This window comes from Myxococcus sp. CA005, assembly GCF_006518205.1.
Lineage (GTDB): Bacteria > Myxococcota > Myxococcia > Myxococcales > Myxococcaceae > Myxococcus > Myxococcus xanthus.
The window spans coordinates 50,927-69,983 of record NZ_SRLV01000014.1 but is presented as its reverse complement, the minus strand read 5'-3'; the positions used below and the strand labels follow the sequence as shown (position 1 = coordinate 69,983).

The following is a 19,057-nucleotide window of genomic DNA, read 5'->3' as shown; positions in this document are numbered from 1 at the left end:
GTGGAGCTGCTCAAGACTGCTCGGACGCGCCAGCGGCCTCGTCCGCGTCCTCAAGTTCCGCGGCCTCGCCCCCCTTGCCCTGGTAGCTCGCCAGCGCCACCAGCGCGAGGTCGCGGGCCGCGCGCCACCGCTCGGGCCCCAGCAGTTGGAGGATGTCCCGCCAATGCTCCTGGAGCTCACGGTTGGTGCCCGCGCGGCTCCACAGGTCCGCGAGCGCCGCGCGCACCTGCTCCGGCGTCTTGGCCCCCGCGAAGCTCAGCCGCAATCGCTCACGCTCACCCTTGAGCCGGTTGGAGCGTGTGGCCGGGGCGCTCTCCTTCGTGTCCGCATAAATGCTCTTGAACCGGCTCCGGAGCGCGAGGTGAACGCTCTGGACGAGCCACTGCTCGGCCTCTCCCAGGTACGGATGCATGGCGATGAGTCCCTTCCTTTCGTGCCACAGCAGCGCGCCCAGGTTGTCCCGGTCGCGGTAGTCGTGAATGAAGCGGCCCTCCGCCGTCGTCGCGGTGGCGAAGTCCGCGTACCAGGGGCGTGAAGCCGCGAGGTTCTCCGTGATGAAGGCGCGCAGCGCACTGATCGCGATGAAGTAGCTCGCCTCGCCCGTCGCCTTGCCCTCGGGCTTGCGGACTCGCAGCGTGTGCGGCAGCGCGGCGGCGGCGGCCTCGTAGCGGTCCAGGACCTCCTCGAGCACGGCGTCCTGCCGCACCACCGCGCCGCGAATCTTCTGCTGCGCGTTCCATGGCATCTGCCGCAGCGCCACGGCCTCGGTGGTCCCCAGCACGGCCCCCAGCCGCTTCTTCCCCGCCTCCTGCGCCATCACCAACTGAGCCGCGAGCACCGCGTCCGACGCCCCCGCCACCGCCACGTCACGGAGCCGCTTGGGCGTCAGCCCAGGGCGCAGCTCCGCGAAGCGGACCAGGTTCGTCGGCGCCAGCGCCACGAAGGCCCCGCCCCGGAGCTGCGGCAGCTTGTAGGAAACACACCCCACCAGCGCGAAGCACGCGCAGAGCGCCTCCGCCGCCGTGTATTCCACCTTGGTGACGCGCACACCGATGTGCCGCTCGGCCGCGCCCGGATAGGCCCAGCTCGCCAACGACGTCGAGCCCACCTCCAGCGCCTCGAGCACGCTCTGCCAGGCCGTCTGGTGGACGAAGGAGTCGTAGCCCTGGGACTCGACGATGACGGGCCGCGCGTCCACCTCGAAAGTGACGCGCCTTCGCGCGCCTCCCTGCGTCGACTTGCCATGCTGGAGGAACGTCACCTTGAGCGCGTCGTGGAGCGCGGCGGCCAACTCGGGCGGTGGCTCCGGCGCTCCGGGTGGACGCGTGCCCGGCAGGTCGATGAAGCCCTGCTTCACCCGGAATGACGCGCCGAACAGCGCCCGGAGCGTGGCCTCCGGTGCCTTGCCGCCCCAGTCCAGGTGGATGGCCTCCTGCTCCACCGTCGCCGTCCCGGGCCCCAGCCGCACCGGAGAGGGCCACGGCGCGGCGGGTGAAGCGCTCCCGAGGATGGCGCGGAGCGATGCCGCCAACCCGCCCGCGCCCGCGCGCAGCAGCGGCGTCATCCCTGGTGCGTACAACCGGATGGAGAGCGGAGCGGGCAAGGCCTTCTTCCGTGGGTTCACGGCTTTCGCCATCGCGCACCTCGCAGGCCGTCGTAGTCCAGCGCGTTCGCTGGAGGGATGGGGTATGGCAGCCGGCCCGCGCGGGGCCATGCACGCCACTTGAAGGACTCGGGTGGCAGGTTCATGGGCAGGGTGACCCGGTGAGCGCTCACCGCTCCGTCCAGGACAGCACGGGCGTCCTCTTCCAAGAGGACCGTGAGGCTGGGGCTTCCGTCTCGGCACGGAGCGGGCCAGGTGTCGAAGCGTCCATCCAGCCAGGTGCTGGACTGCCGCCGCGGCGCATCCATCATCCCGGGCGGCCCCCATGCGTCCACCAGGTCCCGCTGGCTCAGCGGCCCCGTTCCCAGCCGCTCCATCCATGCACGCGCGTCGCGCAGGTCCGGCGCGGCGTAGGGCGGCCCATCGAAGGGGAGCACCACGAAAGGCCGCACTGGCGCGGGCCGCTCCAGAGTGCTGCGGCGGTTGAGGCGCCCCAAGCGCTGGATGAGCGCCGGGATGGGCGCCAAATCCGTGACGAGCAGGTCCGCAGACAGGTCCAGGCTCATCTCCGCGACCTGCGTCGTCGAAGCAAACGCCGCGCGGCCCTCAGTGGCGAAGGCCTCGATGACGTCACCATGACGACGGACGCGGTCCTCGTAACGAAAGCGGCTGTGGTACAACAGCGCACGCGCACCGTGCGACGTGCCGGCCTCGGCGGTCCGCATGCAGCGATCCACCGTGTTGCTGACCCACAACACCTTGCCGTGGTCCCGCAGGCACTCCGCCACGAGGGCCCACGGCTCCGCGACGTCCAGCCGCTGATAGCGCGGCAGTGTCTCCAAATCCTCCGGCCCTTCGACCTCCGCGAGGCTCCGGCCATGAACGCGCTCGCACATGCCGCGCAGCACGTCGAGCCGCGTGGCGGGCAGGCTGGCGGTCATCAGCAACGCGGGGATTCCCGGCAGGGCTTCCAGGAAGCGCAGCAGGCAGCCGAAGAGCCGGTCGTCATAGGCGTGAACTTCGTCGAAGACGACGCAGGCCGCACAGAGCCCGGGCCAGGCATAGAGCCCCTGCCGCTGGCTCTGGACAAGCCCGAGCACCGTGTCGGCCGTGCAGCTCATCGCATCGGCGCCCCAGGAGCGGAGCGCGTCGAGCCGGTCCTGGTCGCGGGAGCTCGTCCCAGGCGCCGCGCCGTCGCGGAGTCCGAAGATGTCGAAGTCCACCTCCGCGCGTGAGTGCTGCAATCGGGCCTCCACGTCCGCGCCGTGGAGGTAGTCCCGGAAGCCCTCCGTCGCCGTGCCCATCGTGGGGTATGTGAGCCACAGCGGACGGCCTGGGTGCTGTCTTGCGGCCCAGAGGTACGCAGCGGCCGTCTTTCCACTGCCACAGCCCGCGCGGACCAGGGTCAGCGGCGCGGCGCTGCGAGCCACCTCCTCCTGGAACGGTCGCGGTGTGTGTCCCGCGAGGCGGCGCTCGACCACGGCGCGCAGGGCCTCTGCGGGATGGGGCGCCGTGAGCTGACGATCCACCCAGTCCTGCTTCTCTCCGCTCCGGGGAAGCGCCGAGCCCGCGACGTCCGCCGCGAGCACCAACGCCTTGCACACGGCCAGGAGCCGCGCGTCCACGGAGCCGGCGGGCACCGTCCGCTCGAAGTCGTCCTGCCACGACTGGAGTTGGTCGCGCGGGTGCTCCTTCCGCGTGGCTCGAAGCACGATGGGCGCCGTGAACAGTGGCGGAGCGGACAGCGCCAACTCCTCGGCGATGCGCCCCAGCGTCCGGGCGAAGTCTTCATGCTGGACCCGCAACTCCAGCGACAGCCCCGCTCCGGTGCCGTCGGGCGCGAAGGCCTCTGTCTGGAACTTGCGGTGGTGTGCGGCCACGCAGACCAGCGCCAGGCACAGGTCCAGCTCGCTCACGTCCCGCTGGAGCCATGCGGAGAGCGGCTGCCCTGGCCAGCAGAGCCACAGCGAGAGCGCTTCGTGACGGACAAGCTGCGGCGCTTCGCGCTGGCGGCGCAGCATGGATTGGAAGTGCTCGCTGCACTTGCCCAGGTCATGGAGCGCGGCGGCCAGCAGGACGATGCGCCGCAGCCGGGGCTCCAACGCCGGGTCCAGGCCCGCGGCCAGCAGCGACGCGCGCCCACGGTGCTCCAGGAGCCGGCGCGCGGCGGACAGGACTAGGGCGGTGTGTCCCAGCAGCGTGGCCTCGCCCTCGGGTCTGTCGGGCGTGGCCGTGCTTTTGGCCAGCAGCCGCTTCACGCGGCCTTCCCATGGGACTGGACACGCGCCGCCCGGCCGGGCGGGAGGAAGAGGCCACATCCCATGTGACGGCGGCCTCCCATTCCCTGCTCCTGCACGCGCAGCGAGTGCTCGGCCGACAAGCCATGGAGTTCGAGCGCGAAGCCCACGACCTTCTTTCCAGTTATGCGCACGATGCGCCGGCGCCCCACCTTCAGCGTCGCCTGGACGCCAAGCGCCTCCAGCGCGCGGGAGGCCGCCGCGACGAATGCGGCCTCGTCCATCGCGTGCTTGAAGGTGACCAGCCGCGCGAACAATGAGGGCACGGGCTCCAGCGCATGGAGCGAGGGCGCGCCCAGGGACAGGCGTCTCCCAGCAATCTCCAGCGGCGCGCTCACCAGCGGCAGCAACGTGGCCACGGCCTCAATGGGGCATCGCAGGCGCATCGTGCCTCGCCCCAGGTAAAGCAACTCCCGCGTGTTGCTCACACCTCGAAGCGAGAACACGCCCATATCCGAGCGCTCATGCAGCGCGGGAAGGTGACGGGAGAGCGCGGAGAACAGCAGATAGGCATGGTCGAGCGGCACCGGGCCGCCCTGCACGGGGAACAGCAGGTCAACAAACACCATTAGATTTCCCCACCAGTTCAAAATCACACATCCAGAAACAGTAATCAGCGCGGAGCGCCGCCAACCGACGCTCCGCGCCAACGCCTCGCAGCATCACAGCAACAAGGACTTCCAAGCCGAACCTGAGCAGACACCAATTGCTCAACACCGACGTATGCGACGTCGATCGTCACTGCGAAAACCCACGCACCAGCTACCGTTTCAGATCAGTGTCGTGTCCACCAACTCAACCAACGTCTTCGCAACAACCAGAGCGAGCGAAACGATTCGAAGACCAACCTCCAGTCGTTCCAGCACCTCGTACTTCGACTTCCGAAGAGACACCTGTAACGCTCCTGACCTGAGCTGATACCAACATGCGCAGGTCGCCTATCGATATGCAGGCGAGGACCAGCGCTCGTCAACGTTCGCTGATGCATGCAATCGTCTCACTTTGAACCCTGTATTGCCCCAAAGGCTCACCCCGTCTGCAACGTGAGCGCGGGCGCGTACCCACCTGAGCCGGTGCGCTCGTAGGCCACGACCGGGCCCACGGCGTTGAGCCGCTGGCCCAGGAACAGGCAGCACGCAGCGGGGGCATAGAGGATGAGATGTGTGACCGCCGTGCGCAGCTCGTTGCGCGCGCGCCGGAGTTGCTCACGCGCCTGGACGGCGAACGCCTCCGCGTCCGCATCCGAGCCAACGGCGCCGTCGTGGGGCCCGTCCTCCGGCTCCAGGTAGAGCACGGCGCGGAAGTGCCCTGGCCGCTCGGCCAGGAAGCGCTCTACGTCCGCGCGAGCATCCCCGGTCATCTGGAACACCACCAGCAGCCCCGCAGCGTCCGAGTCACCCTCGTGCCCCGTGACACGCAGTCGGCGCGGAGACGGCTTCGCGTCCGAGCGCCACAAGAAGGTCTCTCCTTGCGTGGGCTGCTCGACGCGGAAGCGGTAGCCGCCCACCTCCGGGAAGTGAAAGCCCACCGCCAGCACCGTGCTCAGCGGCAGCTTGCCCCGCAGGTCAATCAACGCGCCGTCAGGCCGCCTCGATAGCCGCTGTCGCACAGCCAGCAGCGAAGGCAGCAACACGTCCCGCCACACCGACTCCGACGGCACCTTCCGCGTGTCGCGGTCGAAGTGAGGCGTCCAGTCCAGCTCCTCGGTGGGAGGCTGCTCCCACTCACGTCGCGCCCACCCATGAATCCAGAGGCTCACGGCGGGCGCGTCCTCCCGTGAGGCCAGCAGTCCCCACGCGCGAATGGCCCCCCGCAGCGACTCCGGGGTGACGTGCTTCCTGCCGCCGCCGACCTCAATCCACTCCCGAAGCCCGTCCACCGCGATGGCGCGCGGCTGCCGTCCCATGCGCAGGCCAAGCCGCCCCATCCGGTCATCCACCTGCTCTTCCAAGTCGGCGATGCCGCCCACGCCGAGCCGCAAGCGCAAGTCCTTGCAGAACGCCCGCAGCATCTCAGCCGATACACCGAGCCGTTGTTCCCACTCCGCCCAGTGTTTCTTCAGGGCGCCTCGTGGCGGCTGCTCGAAGAACGCCTCGGTGAAGCAGTGGTCCCGGCCATGTAGATAGCGGCCCAGGTCCGCCGCCGACGCCCAGTTGCTCAACAGCCAGATTTCGACGGGCCCCAGGGGCCGCAGCACCAACCAGCTCTCCAGCAGCTTCCGCAGCAGCGAGCGGCCCACCCGAGGCGGCGTCACCAGCCCCGCCAGGGAGTAGCTATCCCGGTGGTCGACGTGCCACTTCACCTGCATGTATCGACTGGCCACACCCGCGCCGGGCCGGGCGTGCAGCGTCACGTCATCCGCCGAGCCCGCCGCCGGGTGCTCGACGTAGCCGTAAGAGAAGGGACTGCCCGCGTCGAGCAGCCGGAGCAGCTCGTACCAGCTCAGCAAGTGCTGATAGCGATCGCCCTCCAGGCGAGACGCGCTCTGCTCTCCCATGACGCTCCCTCATAGCGACGCCAGGGACGGCGGTGGATACCTCCCCAGGGGTATGGAAGGCGGCGCTCGAAAAGGAAGACGCCAAAGCGCGGGGCAACCCATCGCGGGCCCGGTGATTTTTCTTCCGGCGCGTGGCGGGAGTGCTCCCGACGACCGCTGAACGTCCTGCGCGAATCTGACTACCTTTCAGGTAGACATCGCCCATTCCGAGGTGCCAGACGGAGGCGCGTTCTTCCTCGAAGAAGGCGGGACATTCGCGCTCGTCCAAGCGTCCCGCCGTGTCATCCCCATCGAGTAGGTTAGAACCCTGGAGGTTGCCCCTGCGTGTTCCCCCCTGGCTCGTTGGCAATGACGGCGGTGGTGCTCCTGCTGGGCACGGCGGCGCTGGCCCAGACGCCGGACACGAAGCGTTGGAGGCGTATCGAGCGGGCCATGGTCCTGAGCGCGAGCGCGGGTGAGCCCGTCCAGCGACTCAGGCTGGCGCCCGGCGTGGTGACGACGGTGCTGCTCGACTCGGACGCCGTGCTGGAAGGTGAGCTGCCCGAGGCCCTGCACGGGCTGTTCACCCGGCTGGACGTCACGGAGACGCATCTGCTGCTCCAGCCCGCCGTCGCGATGCCCGCACGGGGCGTTCCGCCGCTGGTTCTGCGCTTCACGGACGCAGCCGCGCCACAACGGCTCGTCCTGGAGCTGACCACCGAGGCCAACGTGGTGGACTCGGTCATCGATGTCAGGCGCCACCCCGCCACCGTGACGCAACTGGAGGCTGAACTGGTGGCCCTGCGTGAGCGCAACGCACTGCTGGAGGCCCGGCTGGCCACTGCGCGTCGGCAGGTGCCACACCCGGGCCTCGCGGGCGCCATTCTCTCTGGCGCCATCGGCATCACGGGTGTTCTCGGCACGTGGATGGATACCCCAGCCAGCGAGGCGGAGCTCAAGGTCCGCCAGCTTGATAGCTATCGCTCCGGCTCGTGGGTAGCGCTCGCGGTGAATCTGGAGAACCCGCCGGGCGAGGCGCCCTGGCAACCGGGCATTGCGCGGCTGACCTCGCTGGACTCGAACGGGCGGCCAACAGGCGAGCCGATGGAGCTGCCCCTGTTGCTGCAGGAGCCGCGTCTGTTGCCTGGTCAGAGCGCGGTCGCCGTCGTGCAGTGGCCCGCCCCCACGCGCCCTCCCCCCGCCTACGCGCTGGAGCTTTGGGACACGGGCCGGCGCCGCGGCGTGCGATGGGCGCGACTGAAACCGTAGACGTGCGACAGCCCCGAAGGAATCCGTCATGCGACTGGAGCCGAGCGCATCTTCCCCAGGTCCCCTCGTAATGTCTCCACAGGCTCTGCCTGCCGGCACGCGCGTGGAACGCTGGCGCGTGGAGCGCCGCATCGGAGGCGGCGGCAACGGCACGGTGTACGAAGTGCGCTCACGCTCCGAAGGCCACAGCTACGCGCTCAAACTGGCCCACTCCCCCGGCGATCCGCGATTCCAGCGCGAGGCGCGAACGCTTCACCTGCTTCGCCACCCTGGAGTTGTGCGGCTGCAAGCAACGGGAACCTGGCGCGCAGGGACCGCCGCCTACCCATACCTCGTGCTGGAGTACGTGCGAGGCAGCACGCTGTATGACTGGTCTCGGGCGCGCAACCCAACGGCGCGGCACGTCGCCGGCCTGTTGGCGCAGGCCGCGTGGGCCTTGGACGCCGCGCATCGCAGGCAGGTGCTTCACCGCGACTTCAAGGGAGAGAACCTTCGCGTCGAGGAACACGGAAGACTGGTGGTGCTGGACTGGGGCGCATGCTGGCATCCCCGTGCCGCGCCCATCACCTCCGCCGCACGGCTGCCGCCCGGGACCGGGCCCTATCGCAGCCCCCAGGCCATCCTCTGGAGCATGCAGGCTCCACGGCAGACCGCCCGCTCCGAGAACTACCCCTACACGGTGGCGGACGAGCTGTACGCGGTGGGCGTCACCTTTCACCGGCTGCTGGTGGAGCAGTATCCGCCGCTCGTCCTGGACAAGGCGAACTCCCCACGGACCTCTGCCACCTTGAGAGCCCTCAACCCGCGAGTGCCCGAGCCGCTCGCACGCTGGATTGAGGGACTGCTCGCGTTCGCCCCCGAGGCCCGGCCGCGCAGCGCGGGGGACCTCGCCCGGGATGTCCAACATGCCCAGGCGCACGCGGGGCCGGACTGGGATGTCCCGCTGTTCGGCTGGTACGAGGGGCCCGCCACGGCGACCCGCACGACACTCGAAGAAGAGGCCACCTGGGGGCCCGTGGCACCGGGAGAAGAAGCGGCCCTTCTCCACGCGAGAGCCCTGCGCGCGGCCCGGGTTCAGCACCATCGCATGGACCGCTGGCTGCGGCGCCGGGTGTTCTCGGAGGTCCAGACACAACCCCTCACGGAGCCAGCGAGCCAGCCAGAGCCGCGACACGCGGGCCGGTGGATGCGCATCGCCGGAGGCCTGATGTTGGTTGCGTGCATGGCCTGGGGACTGGTGCTCGCAGGCCCGCCACATGGCCCCCCCATGCCGTCCCATCCCGTTCAGCAACTGGCGCGGACCGACGGGCCAGCCGACACTGGCTCGCCCGCCACGGCCCTTCCGTTTTCCACCGCCGAGCAGCCATGGCCGGGAGATGCCATGTCCACGACCAAGCCACACGCGCGCTGTGTCCCCCGACTCCACCGCTACCTGATGGCTGCATTCACAGCGGCCAGTCTCAATGCCTGCTCAGGCACTCAGGTCCGGCCCGAGCCCGCGCGCTGCCCTTCCGAAGCCCTGGAGTCCATGCGTCAACTCGGGCTCGACCTGAGGTCCCGCGGGCACATCCAGCTCGACATCCAGCAGCCGGACGACTCGAACCAGACGAACTACAGCATCGTCGTCAGTGACGGCCCCATCACCAGCCGGCTCGATGGGCCCATCGACCGCCTCCCGGCCAACACGCTCTTGTACGGGCGCATCTGGACCGGCGGCGAGAAAATCCAGGGCCGCTATACGCGAGTGAGGACGCCGGACGGCAGCGAGTACCCGGTGTGCTTCATCCTGGGCAACGAGACGGGCATGTCCAAGTACCGGGGCTCACGGCCCGGCCACACCCGCGCGCATCCCTGGTCCAACGCCCAGGTGGTGGACCACTTCCCCTGATGCAGCGCCGGCTCACGGCGGTGAACTCGCCGTAGGCTTCTCCAGGACGCGCGCCTCGTCGCGCAGGCGCAGCTCGTTGCCCGCGGCGGAGAGGACCGCGGCGACGGGCACGGAGAGGAAGGCCCCGGCCACGCCGAAGAGCACGCCCCCGGCGGTGATGGACAGCAGGATGACCACCGGGTGCAGCGGCACCGCGCGCCCCATCACCACGGGCTCCAGGACGTTGCTCTCCAGTTGCTGCACGCCCAGCACCACGGCCAATACCAGGAGCGCATCGAGCGGCCCGTTGGTGATGAGCGCCACCAGCACCGCGACCACGCCCGCCAGGGTGGCGCCAATGACGGGAAAGAACCCGCCCACGAAGGTGAGCGCCGCCAGCGGAAGCACGAGCGGCACGCCGATGATGGCCAGGCCCGCGCCAATGCCCACCGCGTCCACCAGCGCGACGATGACGACGCCACGCAGGTAGCCGCTGAGCGTTCCCCAGGCGCGCAGGCCCACGGCGCGCACCGTGTCACGCCGCGACGGAGACACCCGGGCCAGCACCCAGCCTCCGAGCCGCTCGGTGTCCTTCACGAAGAAGAACAGCAGCGTCACTGTCAGCAGCCCGCCCGCCACGGCCTGCGCGGCGAAGTTGGCGCCCGCGAGGACGCCGGTGGTGATGCGCCCCAGGTTCGACTTCAAGAAGTCGAGCCCCTTCTCGAACAGGCCGTCGATCTGCTCCCGGGACACGGGGAGTTCCTGCGTCATCCACCCGACGAGGCCCTCCATTCCCTCCTTCACGTTCGAGCCCGCCGCGCCGACCTGCTGGACGATGCGGGGCACGAGCAGGAACACCCCGGCCGCCCCCACCAGGAGCAGCACCAGCAGCGCCAGCACCGTCGCGAGCGCTCGGGGCACCCGGTGGGCGGACAGCCACCGGACGGGCGGGTACAGCAACGTCGCCAGCAGCAGCGCCGCCACTGTCGGCAGGACGATGAGGTAGAGCCGCGCCAGCAGCAGCACGAGCGCCACCACTGCGGCCGCGACCACGAGCAGCTTGCCGCTGAACAGCGCGCAGCGCGTGAGCCAGGAGGCAGCGGGAGGGTCCAGGGTGGCCATACGTCGTGCGCACCCTATGCACGAAGCGGCGCATGGCACCGGGAGGCCACCTGTCGGTGTGGCCTCATGAACGGACGCGGTGGACGCGCGGCTGGAATCCAACGGATGGCCAGGGCGCCCCGTCCTTCAGCGGCGCGCCTCGCGGAAGCTCAAGGCACGTCCACCGGGATGGTCTGCATGAGGGGCACCTGGAGGTCCGTGGGGCGCATCAGCGCGGGGCGGCCACCCTCGGCGCCACCACTCTTGAAGGTGTTGAGCTGACCGGCGATGGTCCACTGCCCCGGCCGGTTTCCGGCCCCCTGGGAGTAGTGGATGAAGGGCGTGGCGCCCGTCGGGTCGTTGTACTTGCCGGTAGGGTGCGAATAGTCGCTGGGCGTGAAGCTCCCCGCCGGCTTGAGGTTCGGGTGCTGCGAGAGGAAGCCGTCCAGCTCCGCCTTGCCGTTCTTCGAGTAGTCCGCGTGGTGGAGAAAGGACAGGCTGTTGTTCTTCGTGTCGTGCAGGGCATGGATGGCGCAACCGTTGAGCGCGCCCGTCACCACCGTGTGCGGCTCCCCAGGACGCGGATGCAGCGGCACCCCCTGGATGCCCGCGAACTTGCCCTCGCCCGTGGAGAGGTAGTGCATGTAGTGCGCCGGGATGCCCTGGCCACCGGCGGGCGAGACGGACAGGTTCGTGTTGCCCTGGTGCTGGTGGGCATTGAGGGTCACCACCGCGTCACTGGCGTTGACGAAGGGCTTCTGGGCGGTGGGGAGGGCCACGCCCTGGAGCGCGCCGCTTGGGGACATGTTGTAGGCGTTCAGGACGTTCTGCCCCGAGTAGCCCAGCGGGTTCGCACCGAACGACGAAGTGACGTCCTTGCCCGGCTGCCGCGTGGGCTGGGGGTTCACCGTGCTCGTGGAGGGCTTGCTGCCCTGCGCGTCGAACCCGTCCTTGACGGGGCTCGGCTTGGACGCAGGCTTCGACTCCACGGGCGGAGGGGCGCTCGGCTTGTTCGGCCCGCTGCTCTTGGGGATGGAGGGGCTCTTGAAGCCGCCGAACTTGATGCCTTTCATGGGAGGGACTCCTGTCGTCGATGGGGTTGAGAGCGTATCGGGGGAGACTGGCTAAACCCCACAGCAACTCTCAGGCCATGCGAAGAGCCAGGCGGCCCCACCAGGGATATCCTGTCAAAACCAGCGCTTGCAGGCCGAGGATGGAGACAACGCCCCGCCCGAGCCCGCGCGCACTGGTGACGGGAGTTCGTGCCCTGGTGAGTCCAGTCACCACCCCAAGGCCTCACCGCGCCCGGGCGTCAACTGGACTTACGGATGCAGATCTTCTTCAGGGTCGCCGCGTAGGTGTCCTCCAAGGCCTTGTCGCTCTTCTTGTCACCGACCAGGACGGTGTACTTCAGCTCGTACTCGGCGTTCATCATGTTGAAGCGGACGCTGCCCGTGTACGTTTTTCCCCGTGGATCCGAGGCGGAATCGCCAGTGGACATGCCCACGCTCCTGGCCCAGGTCCACTTGCTCGCATCACAGCCAGGATGCCGGGAGAGGCTCTTGTTCGTTTCGCCGTAGGGCGTGTAGTCCACGTAGCAGCCCCCGTTCCGGGGGCGGAAGTGGATCCGGCAGTCGAGCTTGATGCCGTGGCCCGTTCCCAGGGCGTCGTTGTTTCGGATGGCGACGCAGTCCGTGGCGGCGTGCGCGCTCTCGGCCTTGATCTTCATGTACTTCTTCTCGAGGCTCACCTGCCCCTTGGCGGGCAGCGCTTCGCAATCCGAGGCGAAGGCCGGGCTGACGGCGAGGCACATGACCGCAGTGGCCATCCAGACGTTTCTCATGATTTCGCGTTCCCCTCAGGTCGATTCCCCATGCGTTTACGGCGCCCCCACGGGCGACCGTTTCGACCTGGCCCCACCATCGCGTCGAGATGTTGAGGGAGTGTGGAGAGGCTGCTGAGACGGCTGCGTTGGGGGCCCACGCTTCGCGCGCCGGGCCGGCTGCTTCGCGCGGCTCCGGCCACGCGGCGCCCTGTCTGGCGCGCTCGCCTCCCCCGGCTCCCGAAGCGCGATGCGCCGCGCCACCTCCGCCGCCGCGCGGACCGGCGGCGCGAGCACGTCCTCCGGCGAGGCCTTCGCGCCCCATGACGCCGGCGCCCCCAACTGCCGCAGCACCGCGCCATGGGTGGCGGGCGCGTCGAACGAGAAGCTCAGCGCCGGCAGCGGCTCGCGAGGGACGTCGTAGCTGTCCCGCGTCAGCTTGCCCGGCTTCACGCTCGGGACCTCGGGCGCCTCCGCCGTCGCGCCCCGCGCCGCCCGCTTCCGCTTCGCCGCGCCGCGCGGCTCGAGCGCCGCCCCGGCTGAGCCAGCCTCACGCGCGGCCCGCAGCGCGCTCAGCACCTGCTCCTTCGTCCGGCCGCGCAGCTCGAACAGGAGGAACGGGTCGCGATCCAACGCCTCGCCCAGGACGTAGTGCGTGGCGGCGACGTGCTTGCACGGGTCTCCCCAGTCCGGACACGAGCAGTCCGTCACGAGTTCCTCGCGGCTCCGCGGGAAGAGGCTGACACCCGCCGCGCGGAAGACCTCGTCGATGGCCTGGGGCATCGTCCCAGCGAGCAACTCCGCCGTGTACTGCGCCCTGCCAGCCATCTCCGCGATGGCCTTCTCCCAGACGGCCTCGCCGTGCGGCCTGAGCGCCAGCGAGACGGCGTAGGGCGTCGGGCGCGAGCCCGTCACCCGCGCGGTGACCTTGCCGCGCCGGATGACCAGGTCATGCGTGCGCCCCGCCCGCGCATACGTCCGGCCCCGGGCCAGCCGTCCCGACTCTCCCTTCAGGACGTGCTCGAGCGCCTCCAGCCACCGCTGCCCCCACCAGGTGGCACCAGCCTTCTTCACCTTGATGCCATGCTCGGGCGGCGGCCGCTTCGGCGCGGACGTCCAGCCCCAGAACTCCCGGTAGCTCATCGCGACACCGCCTTCGCGCTCGCACGGCCGCGCCGTCGCGGGGCGCGCACCCGCGCGTCGTCTTCCCCTTCCGCGTCGCCATCGTCCGCCACGGCGCCCTCGGACAGCGAGAACAGCTCGCGCAGCGCCGTCGTGTCCAGCTCGGTCACCCAGTGCTCGCCCGCGCCCACGACCTTCTCGGCGAGCTGGCGCTTCTGTTCGAGCAGCCGGTCCACCTTCTCCTCGACAGTGCCCGCACACACCAGCTTGTGGACCTGCACCGCGCGCGTCTGCCCGATGCGGTACGCGCGGTCGGTGGCCTGGTCCTCGACGGCCGGGTTCCACCAGCGGTCGTAATGGAACACATGGCTCGCCGCCGTCAGGTTGAGCCCCGTGCCTCCCGCCTTGACGGACAGCACGAACACACGCGGACCGTGGACGTCCTCCTGGAAGCGCCGCACCATCTCGTCGCGCGCCTTGCGGGGCGTGCCGCCGTGGAGGAAGAGCACCTCGTGGCCCAGGTACTCCGACAGGTGCGCCACCAGCTTGTCGCCCATCTCCCGGAACTGCGTGAAGACGAGCGCCTTGTCGCCAGCGGCCAGGGACTCCTCGAGCATCTCCACCACGCGCGCCAGCTTCCCCGAGCGCCCCGGCAGGGGCCCGGACTCCCCGAGGTACTGCGCCGGGTGGTTGGCGATCTGCTTCGTGTACAGCAGCAGCGCGAGCACGCGGCCCCGGCGCTCCATGCCGTCGGCCTCCTCGATGCGCCGCAGCTCCTCGTCCACCACCGCCTTGTAGAGCGAGGCCTGCTCGCGCGTGAGCGTGCAGACGACCTTCATCTCATTCTTCGCGGGCAGGTCCGTGATGATGGTCGGGTCGCTCTTGAGGCGGCGCAGGACGAAGGGGCTCACGAGCCGGCGCAGCCGGGCCGAGGCCTCCTGATTGCCATGGCGTTCAATGGGCAGCGCCAGCTCCCGCCGGAACGTCTCCAGCGGCCCGAGCAGGCCCGGGTTGGCGAACTCGAGGATGGACCACAGCTCCGCCAGGCGGTTCTCCACCGGCGTGCCCGTGAGCGCGAAGCGCTGGCTGGCGCGCAACGCCCGGGCCGCGCGGGCGGTAGCCGACGCCGCGTTCTTGATGTTCTGCGCCTCGTCGAGCACCACCGCGCCCCAGTCCACGCGCGCGAGCAGCGCGGCGTCCCGGCGCAGCAAGCCGTAGGTGGTGAGCACGACGGCGCCGGGCGCGCGGGGGAAGCGGTTCGCCGCGCGGGCGCGCTCGGCGCCGTAGTGCCGCGTCAGGCGCAAGGTGGGGGCGAAGCGGGCGAGCTCACGCTCCCAGTTGCCCACCACGGAGGTGGGGGCCACCAGCAGCGTGGGGCGCGCCTCGTCAGGCGCCTGCTCGAGCCGCCGCAGCAGGAAGGCCAGCACCTGCACCGTCTTGCCCAGGCCCATGTCGTCCGCGAGGCAGGCGCCGAGCCCCAATGAGGCCAGCGTGTCCAGCCAGTGCAGACCGCGCGACTGGTAGGGCCGCAGCGTGGCGCGCAGCGCGCGGGGGGCGTCCTGAGCGGTGGCCCCGCCCTCCCGAAGCAGGCGCAGGCGCTCCTCCAGCGCCCCGGTGGCGAGAACGGTGACGGGGAGCTGTCCGTGGCGCGTTTCGCCTAGCAGGGACACCCGCACCGCCTCGCTCAGCGCCATGCGGCCGGGGCCCTGGGCGAGGTGGCGCTGGATGGCGTCGAGTTCGAGGGGATCCACCGCGACCCACTCGCCGCGGAATCGCACGAGCGGGGCCTTGCGCTGGGCCAGCAGCGCCAGCTCCTGGGCGGAGAGGGGTTGGTCGCCCAGCACGGCGTCCCAGTCCACGCGCAGCAGCGCGTCGAGCCCGAGCCCCGCGGTGCCACCGACGGCCCCCGCGGCCTTCGTGCTCGCGCCCACGCGCATGCGCAGGCGCAGGCGGCGTCGGCCCGAGGTGGTGAGCTCGCCAGGGACGATGACGCCGAAGCCGGCGTCTGAGAGCACGCGGGCGCCCTCCGAGAGGAACGTCCACGCGGTGTCGGGCTCGAGCAGGAGCGCCTGGGGACGTGGGCTCTCCAGCACGAGCGCCAGCGGGGGGAAGAGCCGGGCGGCGCGGCCGAGTGCCTCGAGCAGGGACTCCTGCGGGTCACGGAAGGCGCGGCCGAGCTTCTCCAGGCTGCGCCCGCGCGTCTTCCAGACGTCCGCGGCCGGGACGAGCAGGCTTGGGTCGTCCGGGGACTGGAGGTGGAAGCTCAGCACGAAGGGCTCGCGCTCCTCCGTCGGGGGCTCCAGCCGGAAGCAGGCGCGCAGCTTGTCCCGGGCGCCGAGCGCGGGTTCGCTCCAGCGCGTCAGCTCATCGACGACGGAGCGCTCGGCGAAGCCCTCCGGCGCGAAGTCGCGTCGCGCGCCGGTGAGCGCCTCGCGCCAGCGCTCGTCCCACGAGGCCGCGCGCCGGGCCGGCAACGAAGGCGCACCGCGCGCGGCGCGCACGAAGGCGTCGACGGTGGCGTCGAGGAAGGCGCGCAGCAAGGCGTCCGGGGCCCAGACGGCGCGGCCTGGCCTGGCGCCTGCGGGGACGGCGTGCGCGCCGGGCGGCATGCTCCGGGCGAGCGCGGCGACGCGGCCGGCGTCCTCGGTGGCGGAGAGGGCCGCCGCCCAGCGAGCCTCGATGCGCTCGCCCCGCCGCAGGAGCGTGGGCACCACGCGCTCGCGCGCCACCAACTCCAGCGCGAGCTTGCTGGCCAGCGTCCACAGGGCGATGGAGCCAGGAAAGGACTCGGCCTCGGAGGTTTGCACCACCGCGAGCCGCTCGACGGTGGCGGCCAGGGGCAGCCCGTGCCCCTCGCATTCACGCAATCCCTCGGGCGTCACGAGCAGCGCGGAGGCGCGGTCCCCCGTCTCCGGCAGGCCGGCGAGCTCACGTGGCAGCCGGTCGGGCCCCCAGAGGAACAGCGTCTCGGCGTCGGGCAGGAACACGAGGGGCATCGCTGCGAATGTAAACTCCGTCCGGGCAAGCGGCACACGCAAGCAGGCCTGCGAGCGCCCCTGCACGGGATTGCCGGCTCCGTGAGCCGCAGGCCTGCCGGGTTGTCCGTGAGGCGCTCGTAGCGGTCCTCCTCCAGGCCCTTGATGGACAAGGGCCCGAACAGACAGACCCGCGAACAGCCCGACGCCATCGGTCGCCACGGAAAAACCTGAAAACACTGGGAGGTGGCCGGTCGGACTCCGAGCCGCGGACAGGGAGAGGCCAGCGGCAGCCCAGCGGAGGACGCCCCTCCAGGCTCGCACTGGGGAGTCAGTCGCGCAGCTTCCACCGGTCGAAGAACCCACGGCGTCGGGATTGCCGCCCACGCAGGGCCGCGAAACGGGCGGCGAACCCGGCCAGGTCGTCATCACGCGCGGCCAGTGCCCGCAGGTCCTCGGCGAGCTTCACCGCCTCGTCGTATTCGCTGGCAGCGACCCGGTCCTCGAGCCGAACCCAGGCCCCGTCCACGTCCCGCGACAGGGCCGTCAACCGCCGCTGGAGGCGCCTCATCGCGGCGGCGGTGGCCGCGCTGGCGCGGGCGGACTCGGCTCGCTCCCGTGCGGCTCGCTGGGCCACCATGAGCGCTTGGAGTTCGTGGACGGTCCGCGCGGGCCGATGGCTTGCTGGCGCGTGCTCCGCGCGGAAGGCACGGAGCAACTCGGAGCCCAGCGGGCGCTCCGGCGCGTCCACCGCGCGGAGGAGCCAGCGCATCTGGTCCTTTGGGGCGAGGTCACGAACCCAGGCCCGGAAGGCGCGGCTGTCATCCTCGTGCTTCTTCTCTCCGTGCGCCGCCGCCGCGAGCAGGTCCTCGTCGATCCGGAGCCACGCCACCAGCGCCTGCTGAGCGGCGGACAGCGTGCCCAGTCCCTCGGGAACACAGGGCTCCTTCGCGGATGACGCCACCCCGCCCGCCTGAACGGCGCCCAGCCACGCGAGATAGGCCCCGCGCAGGTCTCCGCGCTGGAGTTCGGTCCGGAGCGGAACCAGCGCCGCGAGCGAGGCGGGCGGAGATTCCTCGTCCGGGGGCTCCTCATCCCTCACCTGGAAGTCGAGCAACACGGAGGTCCCAGACACCGTGAGCGTTGATGGACCTCGTGCCGGAAAGCAGGCCTTGAGCGCCTTCATGTCGAGCCCCTCACGCGGCAGGCGCAGCATCAGCCAACGGTCGCCCCAGTTCGAATGGTACAGGTGCGCATCGAAGTAGCGCAGGAGGAGCTGGGCTGGGTCCGCCATCAAGCCACCCCGGTGGTATTCGTTCCAGAACCGGGTCGGTGTGATTTCGGCCCGCGTCGATATGGCCCGGAGTTCGACCAGCTGCTTTGCCGTCAAGGGCCGGTCCAGCGCCACGAACTCGTAGACCTGATGTTCGCTCATGGAGGCCCTGTACGGCGAGCGCGACCTTGCTGGAAAGCAGGATGGCCTCGCAGCTTCCAGATGTGAGCAACGCCTTCCGGCATCACGGCGAGCGGGCCACGTCTGGCAACACCAGAATGGCGGAACCGACTAGTGCGCAACGCCTTCCGGCATCACGGCGAGCGGGACCGCGTACCAAGCGCTCCGCGTCACGGATACCAGCCTTGTGCTCAACGCCTTGCGGCATCACGGCGAGCGGCACGCCCGACGTCGTCCGCGTGAAGGGCGACCACTGGACCACATGCTCAACGCCTTCCGGCATCACGGCGAGCGGCACAAATGGCAGACGACAAGAAGAAGGACGGAGAAGCGTGCTCAACGCCTTCCGGCATCACGGCGAGCGGCACTGGTGGGTTGGCGCCGTCTCGCGTCGAGTGCGAGGTGCTCAACGCCTTCCGGCATCACGGCGAGCGGCACTCTTGGATGACTGCATTCGCAGCGCGCGTAATAGGTGCTCAACGCCTTCCGGCATCACGGCGAGCGGCACTATGTTCAATAAATATGACCCGTTCCATGGGTTCGGGTGCTCAACGCCTTCCGGCATCACGGCGAGCGGCACGAAATCGACGGCGATATGTTGAAACACCCCGTGTGTTTGTGCTCAACGCCTTCCGGCATCACGGCGAGCGGCACCAACGGCGGCAAGCTGCTGGCCACCGTGCTTGCAGGTGCTCAACGCCTTCCGGCATCACGGCGAGCGGCACGAAGCCTTACGGCCTAACAGGCAATCTTCAAACGTGCTCAACGCCTTCCGGCATCACGGCGAGCGGCACGGAGAACGGCAATGGCGGGTGGTACTCCGGCTACGAGTGCTCAACGCCTTCCGGCATCACGGCGAGCGGCACTCCTGCGCGGCTTTCGCCGCACGGCCGCCATGGTGAGTGCTCAACGCCTTCCGGCATCACGGCGAGCGGCACCTGCGTACCGCGGCATCTCCATCTTCGTGAATGACTAGTGCTCAACGCCTTCCGGCATCACGGCGAGCGGCACCGGGCAACTCGGCACCGGAGATCGCGGAGCACCCTCCGTGCTCAACGCCTTCCGGCATCAC

The 19,057-nt window shown here is 70.2% G+C and carries 12 protein-coding genes and 1 CRISPR repeat array (1 of these 13 only partly in view); of the genes, 2 read left to right on the top strand and 10 right to left on the bottom strand.

Features of this window, described 5'->3' with window-relative positions; genetic code table 11:
- Positions 1–10: 10 nt before the first annotated feature.
- The 4 genes from cas8a1 to FMQ63_RS08885 form a co-directional block, all read right to left on the bottom strand.
- Positions 11–1,624 carry a type I-MYXAN CRISPR-associated Cas8a1/Cmx1 gene (gene cas8a1 / locus FMQ63_RS08900; protein WP_225909641.1) on the bottom strand — a complete coding sequence of 538 codons (1,614 nt, stop codon included), beginning with the start codon at positions 1,622–1,624 and terminating at the stop codon, positions 11–13.
- Positions 1,621–3,861, bottom strand: a complete 2,241-nt coding sequence (locus FMQ63_RS08895; protein ID WP_011557183.1) for a CRISPR-associated helicase/endonuclease Cas3 — start codon at positions 3,859–3,861, stop codon at positions 1,621–1,623. Before FMQ63_RS08895 ends, cas8a1 begins: the two co-directional genes overlap by 4 nt.
- Positions 3,858–4,550, bottom strand: coding sequence for a type I-MYXAN CRISPR-associated protein Cas6/Cmx6 (gene cas6 / locus FMQ63_RS08890; RefSeq protein WP_011557184.1), 693 nt, complete (start codon positions 4,548–4,550; stop codon positions 3,858–3,860). The genes FMQ63_RS08895 and cas6 overlap by 4 nt, the downstream gene beginning before the upstream one ends.
- Before the next feature lie 377 nt (positions 4,551–4,927).
- Entirely contained in the window at positions 4,928–6,397 is a 1,470-nt protein-coding gene (locus FMQ63_RS08885) for an SAVED domain-containing protein (protein ID WP_011557186.1), read from the bottom strand.
- Positions 6,398–6,721: 324 nt separating this feature from the next.
- Here FMQ63_RS08885 and FMQ63_RS08880 point away from each other — a divergent pair, with 324 nt between their 5' ends.
- Both FMQ63_RS08880 and FMQ63_RS08875 read left to right on the top strand, forming a co-directional pair.
- A complete protein-coding gene (locus tag FMQ63_RS08880; RefSeq protein ID WP_011557187.1) occupies positions 6,722–7,645 on the top strand; it encodes a DUF2381 family protein in 924 nt (307 codons plus the stop codon).
- Between the two features lie 70 nt (positions 7,646–7,715).
- Entirely contained in the window at positions 7,716–9,533 is a 1,818-nt protein-coding gene (locus FMQ63_RS08875) for a serine/threonine-protein kinase (RefSeq protein ID WP_225909642.1), read from the top strand.
- Positions 9,534–9,545: 12 nt separating this feature from the next.
- Here FMQ63_RS08875 and FMQ63_RS08870 read toward each other — a convergent pair whose 3' ends face one another.
- The 6 genes from FMQ63_RS08870 to FMQ63_RS08845 all read right to left on the bottom strand — a co-directional run bounded on the left by FMQ63_RS08870 (position 9,546) and on the right by FMQ63_RS08845 (position 17,967).
- The gene (locus FMQ63_RS08870) at positions 9,546–10,634 is read right to left on the bottom strand and encodes an AI-2E family transporter (RefSeq protein WP_225909643.1); all 1,089 of its coding nucleotides are present in this window, start codon (positions 10,632–10,634) and stop codon (positions 9,546–9,548) included.
- Positions 10,635–10,783: 149 nt separating this feature from the next.
- Positions 10,784–11,686 carry a hypothetical protein gene (locus tag FMQ63_RS08865; RefSeq protein WP_011557190.1) on the bottom strand — a complete coding sequence of 301 codons (903 nt, stop codon included), beginning with the start codon at positions 11,684–11,686 and terminating at the stop codon, positions 10,784–10,786.
- Between the two features lie 239 nt (positions 11,687–11,925).
- On the bottom strand, positions 11,926–12,441 hold the full coding sequence (locus tag FMQ63_RS08860; protein WP_020479130.1) for a hypothetical protein: 516 nt from the start codon (positions 12,439–12,441) through the stop codon (positions 11,926–11,928).
- 51 nt (positions 12,442–12,492) lie between these two features.
- Positions 12,493–13,578, bottom strand: a complete 1,086-nt coding sequence (locus tag FMQ63_RS08855) for an SWIM zinc finger family protein (protein ID WP_011557192.1) — start codon at positions 13,576–13,578, stop codon at positions 12,493–12,495.
- Complete coding sequence (locus tag FMQ63_RS08850; protein WP_216608454.1) at positions 13,575–16,553, bottom strand: DEAD/DEAH box helicase; 2,979 nt, start codon at positions 16,551–16,553, stop codon at positions 13,575–13,577. Before FMQ63_RS08850 ends, FMQ63_RS08855 begins: the two co-directional genes overlap by 4 nt.
- 310 nt (positions 16,554–16,863) lie before the next feature.
- Entirely contained in the window at positions 16,864–17,967 is a 1,104-nt protein-coding gene (locus tag FMQ63_RS08845) for a hypothetical protein (protein ID WP_011557194.1), read from the bottom strand.
- 62 nt (positions 17,968–18,029) lie between these two features.
- Positions 18,030–19,057: direct repeats of the CRISPR family, unit length 36 nt; unit sequence GTGCTCAACGCCTTCCGGCATCACGGCGAGCGGCAC (it continues 2,758 nt past the right edge of the window).